4 protein-coding genes are annotated in these 7,825 nt (G+C 47.5%); 2 read left to right on the top strand and 2 right to left on the bottom strand.

Annotated features, from left to right (window positions below; translation table 11 throughout):
- Positions 1-297 precede the first annotated feature (297 nt).
- Positions 298-3,657: an efflux RND transporter permease subunit gene (locus V2H45_RS24045; protein WP_330486233.1), complete on the bottom strand. Its 3,360-nt coding sequence runs from the start codon at positions 3,655-3,657 to the stop codon at positions 298-300.
- 131 nt (positions 3,658-3,788) lie between these two features.
- On the bottom strand, positions 3,789-5,111 hold the full coding sequence (locus V2H45_RS24050) for an efflux RND transporter periplasmic adaptor subunit (protein ID WP_330486234.1): 1,323 nt from the start codon (positions 5,109-5,111) through the stop codon (positions 3,789-3,791).
- A gap of 110 nt (positions 5,112-5,221) precedes the next feature.
- Between V2H45_RS24050 and V2H45_RS24055 the strand changes: the two genes are divergently transcribed.
- Both V2H45_RS24055 and V2H45_RS24060 read left to right on the top strand, forming a co-directional pair.
- Positions 5,222-5,674, top strand: a complete 453-nt coding sequence (locus V2H45_RS24055; protein ID WP_330486235.1) for a MarR family winged helix-turn-helix transcriptional regulator — start codon at positions 5,222-5,224, stop codon at positions 5,672-5,674.
- Between the two features lie 227 nt (positions 5,675-5,901).
- The coding region (locus V2H45_RS24060) for a CHAT domain-containing protein (RefSeq protein ID WP_330486236.1) at positions 5,902-7,825 on the top strand (1,924 nt) is incomplete at its 3' end.

The following is a 7,825-nucleotide window of genomic DNA, read 5'->3' on the forward strand; positions in this document are numbered from 1 at the left end:
GGAAGAGGAAAACCCTGTCCACAACTTGTTTTTATTTCCCAACAACTCTAATAACGTGAATTCGGTTTAAGGACTTCGGATCAAAGCAAGCCAACTTGTTGGAACCGAAAGGTTTGATCCCCCTGCCCTATCGGGCATCCCCCTTGAAAAAAGGGGGACAAGTAAATTCTCCCCCCTTTTTTTAAGGGGGGATGGGGGGATCCTTGGGATGTATAGCGTTTCAGGTTCTCTTATCCTGAACTGACGTTAATTCAAACAATGGTATCGCGATCGCCAATTTCATCAAGGGGATAGCGCTCAATCGGCGATCGCGACTTTGCGCTTATTAGCCTTGCTAAACCTGCGCTTTAAAGACTCCATATTGGTGTAAAACACAGGCGTGAGATAGAGCGTCAGAAATTGCGAGAACAGTAGACCACCCACAACCACTAGTCCTAGAGGGCGACGTGCCTCAGCGCCAGCACCAAAACCAAGGGCGATCGGTAAGGTTCCCATCAGTGCTGCCATCGTTGTCATCATAATGGGACGAAAGCGAACCAAGCAGGCTTCGTAAATCGCATCTACGGGACTCTTGCCATCGTTGCGAGCGCCGATCGCAAAGTCAATCATCATAATCCCATTCTTTTTGACAATCCCAATTAAGAGAATGATGCCGATAAAAGAATAGATATTTAAATCAACCCGAAATACCAAGAGCGTAATTAACGCCCCGAAGCCCGCCGAGGGAAGGCTAGAGAGAATGGTAATCGGATGGATAAAGTCTTCGTACAGAATACCTAGGACGATGTAGATGATGAAAATTGCTGCAAGCAGTAGAAATCCTAAACCCTGTAAAGAATCTTGGAATGCCTGCGCCGAGCCTTGAAATCCCGTGCTGATATCACTAGGTAAGGTTTGGTTTGCCAGTTCGGTAATCTTGCCAGTGACGTCACCGAGCGAAATCCCCGGCTTTAAGTTAAACGAGAGCGTCACTGAGGCCAGTTGCCCTGTGTGGGTGACCACCAAAGGTCCAACCGATCGCTCGATCGTGGCAACTGCATTGAGTGGGACTAATTGTCCGTTGGGCGATCGCACCGAGAGCAAATCCAAACCATTGCGATCGAGCTGATACTCTGTACCCACAACCAAAATGACTTGATATTGATTATCCGGCGCATAGATTGTCGAAACCTGCCTCGTACCGTAAGCATAGGACAAAGCCGTCTCAATTTGGTTGGCAGTTAAGCCATACCGAGCCGCCTGATCGCGGTTAATCTTGACGTAAGCTTGGGGATTGTTAATTTGCAGATCGGTGTTGACATCTAGGAGTTCGGGTAATTTACGCAGTTCTTTTTCAAAGGCAGGCGCATACTTCTGTAATTCCTCAAAACTTGTGGCTTTCAAGGTAAACTGATACTGTGCCTTGGTTTGCTGCCCACCAATGTTAATTGCGGGGGGATTTTGCAAAAAGACTTTGATCCCCGGAACCTTCGTCAGTTTTGGACGCAGTTCTTGTAGAAACTCATCGGAACTTAGCGATCGCTGATTGCGAGGCTTAAGCGGGATAAAAATTCGTCCAGTATTGGCCGTGGCATTTGGGCCTCCCGCACCAACGGTTGAGTTTACGGCTTTAACATTCTCATCTTTGCGAATGATATCGACAATGGCTTGTTGTTTCTGCACCATGGCATCAAAGGCAATATCTGGAGAAGCTTGAGTGGTGGCAGTGATATAGCCAATATCTGTGTTAGGAATAAACCCCTTGGGCACGATCGCGAATAGAACCACGGTTCCCACTAAAATCGAGGCGGAGAGCGTAGAGGTAATGCGATGGTGCTTAAACGCTTTTTTCAAACTCCAAGCATAACCATTCTGCATGTTATTAAAGAAGCGCTCCGATAGATCGTACAAACGAGCCAAAAAGGATGGCGAACCAGGACGAGGTGGCGGCGAACCATTACCACCAAAGGTTTGACCATTGCCACCGACGGTTTGACCGTTTCCACCGACGGTTTGAATGCTATCGGTGGGACTAGCCGAACTTGGATATTCTTGCCCACCTTCAGATAGGGTGATTTGAGCTGTATCCGTGGAACCAGCCGAACCTATATATTCTTGGGTATATTCTTGGGTATATTCTTGAGAAAGATCGGATGCGGCGATCGCGAGCAGTTGGGGATCTTCTTCATGTTTGTGTTCTGTTACCCGTAGGAATCTCGAACATAACATTGGGGTTAAGCTAATCGCGATCAGCCCTGACATCAGGATCGCAACGCTAATTGTCACCGCAAATTCCTTAAACAATCTGCCTAAGATACCCCCCATAAACAGAATGGGAATAAACACGGCAACCAGCGAAATCGTCATCGAAAGAATGGTAAAGCCAATTTCCTGAGAGGCTCTGAGCGCAGCACGGAAAGGCTTTTCACCCTCTTCCATATAGCGCACAATATTCTCTAGCATGACGACAGCATCATCAACCACAAACCCAACTGAAAGCGTAAGTGCCATCAAAGAGATATTATCCAAGGAATAGCCCAGTAACAGCATGACCCCAAACGTACCAATCAAGGAAAGCGGCACGGCTAGGCTGGGAATGATCGTCGCCGAGAGATTGCGTAAAAACAAGAAAATTACCACGACAACCAAGAAGATCGTCAGCAGCAGGGTGAACTGTACATCATCAATCGATTCCTTAATGGGTTCGGAGCGATCGAACAGTACTTCCATATTCACGGCAGCAGGAATTTGCTTGCGAAAGTCGGGTAAAATTTTGCGAATTCGCTCGACGGTTTCAACCGTATTGGTTCCGGGCTGCTTCTGAATTGACAGCACGATCGCGCGTTTTCCGTTAAACCAACTCGCTAGTTTGTCATTCTCTACGCTATCAATCACCTGCCCGATCTCGCTTAGCTGAATTGGCGAACCATTGCGATAGGCAACGATTATTTTGCCATAATCCTCAGCATTGGTTAGTTGCCCATTCGTAGAAATGGTGACATTCTGTTGCGTTCCATTCAGCGTACCCGTAGGCTGGTTGGAGTTTCCCTTATCGATCGCTGTCGCAACCTCATCAATACCAATGCCTTTAGCACTGAGCGATTGCGGATCGACGAGTACCCGCACGGCATACTTTTGAGAACCCATTACATTCACTTGGGCTACCCCATCAATCGTGGAAATGCGCTGAGCCAATTGCGTTTCGGCATATTTATTGACTTCCGATAGCGGCAGCACCGTTGAGTTGAGCGACAGATAGAAAATCGGTTGATCGGCTGGATTTACTTTACGGAAAGTAGGAGGCGTGGGCATGGTGGCGGGAAGTCTCCGCGCCGCGCCTGAAATTGCGGACTGTACGTCTTGAGCGGCTCCGTCAATGTTACGACTGAGGTCAAATTGCAGCGTAATTTGAGAAGTGCCAATCGTACTTGTCGAGTTCATAGAACTAATGCCCGCGATCGTCGAAAACTGCTGCTCTAAGGGCGTTGCCACCGAGGATGCCATGGTTTCAGGGCTAGCACCGGGTAAGTTAGCCGTCACCTGAATACTAGGGAAATCCACATTCGGTAGATCGCTCACGGGCAGCAAACGGTAGCTAGCGAGTCCAAAAATCAAAATGCCCGTCATCACCAAAACGGTCATGATCGGACGACGAATAAAGATTTCAGAGAGATTCATAGAAAACCTATTGGATAAAAAATACTTTGACCCGTTCTATAAGAGCTGTGATTTACTCGTCCTAAATTCCTCTAAATTAGTGATATTCGTGCTTCCTCTTTTCCTTTGCTTTTAAGGATGCTAGAGCGCTTCTATTTCTCTTTCTCCTTTCCTTTTTCTTCTTTTCCTTTTTCTTGCTCTTTTACCAAGGCACCGGGTGAGAGATTAAATTGTCCGTCTATAACCACACGTTCGCCATCTTCTAAGCCCTTCGTAATTACGATCGCATCATTGACAATTGCTCCTACAGTCACGGGACGTACTTCCACCGTTTGATCGGCCTTGATCGTATAGACAAACGTGCCTTTTTGCCCAGTTTGTATAGCTGTCTTTGGCACGGCGATCGCATTGGGGTTTTCGGTCAGTTTCAGCTTGACATTAACAAATTGCCCTGGGGTAAGTTGTTTGAGTGGATTCGCAAATTGCGCTTTTAGTTTGATTGTGCCTGTGGCGGCATCCACTGTGCTATCGACAAATACCAATTCGCCCTGTGCGGGTTTTCCTGAATCTTGAGGTGGGTTTGCCTCTACGGTTAATTTTTTCTGAGCTTGATATTTTTTGATCTCGGGAAGTAACCGCTGTGGAACCGAAAATTCCACATAAATCGGTGTAATTTGACTAATCACAACTAAAGGATTTGTGTCGTTATCTTTGACCAAGTTGCCCCGATCCACATTCAGTTTTCCGACGCGACCATCAATGGGTGCAAAGATTGCCGTATAGGTAAGCTGAACCCTGACACTCTCAACCACAGCGTCCGCCGAATTTAAAGCCGCTCTAGCATTTTCGAGATTGGCTTCGGCAGAATCTACCGCTGCGATCGCATTGCCCACATTACTTTGGCTGGCGACGACGATCGCTTGCTGCGACTCAGCTGTAGAAGTAAATTGCTCTGCTTGGTTCTGGCTAATTACGCCCTGCTTCTGTAAACCCGTATAACGCTCTGCTTGCCGCGTGGCATTCTTTGCCTGCGCCACATCTCTCGCCACGTTTGCTTGGGCTTGGAGTACTTGGGCTTGGGCTTGCCCCACCTGAGCCTGTGCTTGGGCTACTTGGGCTGCGGCTTTGTCGCGGTTGGCGATCGCATTTGCCAAATTTGCTTCCAACAAACGCGGATCGATCGTAAATAAGCGATCGCCTTGACTGACATCCTGCCCTTCTTTGAAATACACTTCGACGAGCTGCCCCGCGATCTGAGATTTAACAGACACCGTTGCGTAGGCCTGCACAACACCTGTTGTCTGCACCGAGAGCGGTATACTTTGACGTTTTGCGACTGCCGAAACCACAGGAACTGCCTTTTTTTCACCAGATTTTTCGGACTGGGCTTGAGATGACCCACAGGCAGTAAGAAGGCAAGGGCTTCCGAACAAAACTGAAATTAAAAGTAAGGCAGAAAAAACAGGGTGGCGCATAGCTTTCAAGCAGTTTCGTAAATTTTGCGATTATGATTATTTTAAGGTATTCTGATTGTTAACTTAGCTAACATTTAGTACTACTACATCACTATATCTGCGGCGTCAAGATGAATGCATCACATAATTCAATTTCGTCCCAACATTGCGCTACCAGAGTTGTGGATGTTGTCCCCGCAGTGATGCAATGTATTCATACTGAGGTGCGCCTGCAAAAATCTTCCTGTCTTTCGATTCCGCAGATACGTACTCTGGCTTTTTTACAAGCAAATATCGGCGCATCGCTTGCCGAACTCGCGGATTATCTTGGCGTTAGTAGTGCCTCTACCTCTGTAATGGTTGAGCGTTTGGTGCAAAAGCAATTTGTTACCCGTATAGCACATCCCAAATTGCGCAGGCAAGTCGTACTGAACCTCACCCCCGAAGGGGAAGACCATTTGCAATCTGTTCGTCAAGTGACGCGCGATCGCATTGCCGAGCGACTATCCCATCTGCCAGAAGATCGGCTTGCCAATCTATTGGATGGACTTGAGGAATTGAGTCTCGTATTCAGCAATATTTAATGGCTAAATTATCGGAGCGATTTGGATAGAATTGAGAAAACAAGGAGCCAATGCACAACCCTCTTTCCATCGCAAATTTTTCCTACATTGTGGGGTTTTGGGCGAAGCGTTCCCGTGGGGTGATGTTGGTGAAATGCGTAAATGTTTATTGCCCCTACGGAAATCATGTTTGTTTCGGGTTTTAGGCGGGGAAATGTATAATTGTGGGGCAATCTTGAGGTGTTGTTATGGCTGCACGGATCTACCCACTCACACTTGTGCTGGCATCAAGTCTTTGGGGAATTGGGATTGATTTACCCCATGCGATCGGCGCCGCAAACCAAACGACGACACCACAATCTCAAATATCGGACAACAAACCGATCGCTCAAAACACGACAACACGCAAAGCCGAAGCAGATCGGCTGTATTATCAGGGGATACAGCAATGGAAAATCAGCCAGTTTGAGGCAGCGGTGCAGTCTTGGCAGCAAACATTGACTATCTATCGAGATATCAAAGATAGACAGGGCGAGGGATCATCGCTGACGGGTCTGGGTCTTGCTTACCAAAAACTAGGAAAATATGACAATGCGATTGAGTGCCATCTCCAAGCTTTAGCAATTGATCGGGAAATCAAATACAAGCTTAGTGAGGGGTGGTCGTTGGGAAATCTGGGTCTCGCATACTATTCCTTGGGTAAATATGATAAGGCGATCGAGTACCAACAGCAAAGCTTAGCGATTGCGCGGGAAATAAAAGAAAGACTGGGTGAGAGCATTGCACTGGGAAATCTGGGTCTCGCATACTATTCCCTGGGTAAATATGATAAGGCGATTGAGTACCATCTACAAAGCTTAGCGATCGCGCGGGAAATAAAAGAAAGACTGGGTGAGGGACAAGAACTGGGAAATCTAGGTCTCGCTTACCAAAAGCTGAATAAATATGACAAGGCGATTGAGTACTATCTGCAAAGCCTAGCGATCTCGCGAGAAATAAAAGACAGAAGTGGAGAAAGTCACACACTGAATAATTTAGGCATTGCCTACAGAGAACTGAATCGCGATCGCGAAGCCATGACTTCATTTCAGCAAGCCTTGACTATTGCTAGAGAGATCGGCGCTCGGAGTGTCGAGGGTTACGCTCTCGGAAATCTAGGGAATGTTTTATCCAAAGTTAAACAACCCGAACTCGCGATTCTCTTTTACAAGCAATCGGTCAACGTGCGCGAAGCCATCCGTAAAGACCTTCGCAAACTTGATAAAGACATCCAAAAATCCTATTTAGATACCGTCGAGAAAACCTACCGCGAACTTGCTGATTTACTGCTTAAACAAGACCGCGTCCTCGAAGCCCAACAGGTTCTCGACCTGCTCAAAGTCCAAGAACTCAGCGACTACCTTAAAACCGTGCGCGGCAACGAGCAAACAGCAAAAGGAACTGACCTCCAGCGTCCCGAACAAACGATTATCGCCCTCGGTAACGAACTAGCCGACCTGCAAAAACTCGATCGCTTAGGGAAACTCGATCCAGTCAAACAACAGCGACTTGCCTATCTGACTTCCCAAGAAAGCGATCGCAACCAACAGTTCAACGCCTTTCTCAAAAGTCCAGAAGTGCAGAAACAAATCGAACAACTGCGCCGCACCGAACAAGCCCAAAACGTTGATATCGAGAAATTTAACCGACTGCGTAAAAGCCTCGCCCAAGTCCAAAATGCCGCGTTGCTCTATCCCCTCATCCTCGACGATCGGTTCGAACTGATTTTAATTACGGCTACCACACCTCCAATCCGTAGAACTATCAACCTCAAACGCGAAGTTCTCAATGCCGCGATCGTGGAGTTTCGCGCCAACCTGCGCGATCCTTCTTCCTTTGATGTCAGAAAAGACGGACAGAAATTCTATGACTGGTTGATTCATCCCTTTGATGCCGAACTGCAACAGGCGAAGGTACAAACGATCATTTACGCCCCAGACGGGCAACTGCGCTATATTCCCCTCGCCGCGCTTTATGATGGCAAACAATGGTTGGTCGAGAAATATCGCATCAATAACATTACCGCTAGTTCTCTCACCGACTTTGCGCCCAGACCGCACAACAATCCCCGCGTCCTCGCTGCCGCAGCCACCAACAGCCAAAATATTCAAGTCGGCGATCGCTCGATTCCCT

Source organism: Tumidithrix elongata BACA0141, from assembly GCF_036349135.1.
In the GTDB taxonomy this organism is placed as follows: domain Bacteria; phylum Cyanobacteriota; class Cyanobacteriia; order Pseudanabaenales; family Pseudanabaenaceae; genus Tumidithrix; species Tumidithrix elongata.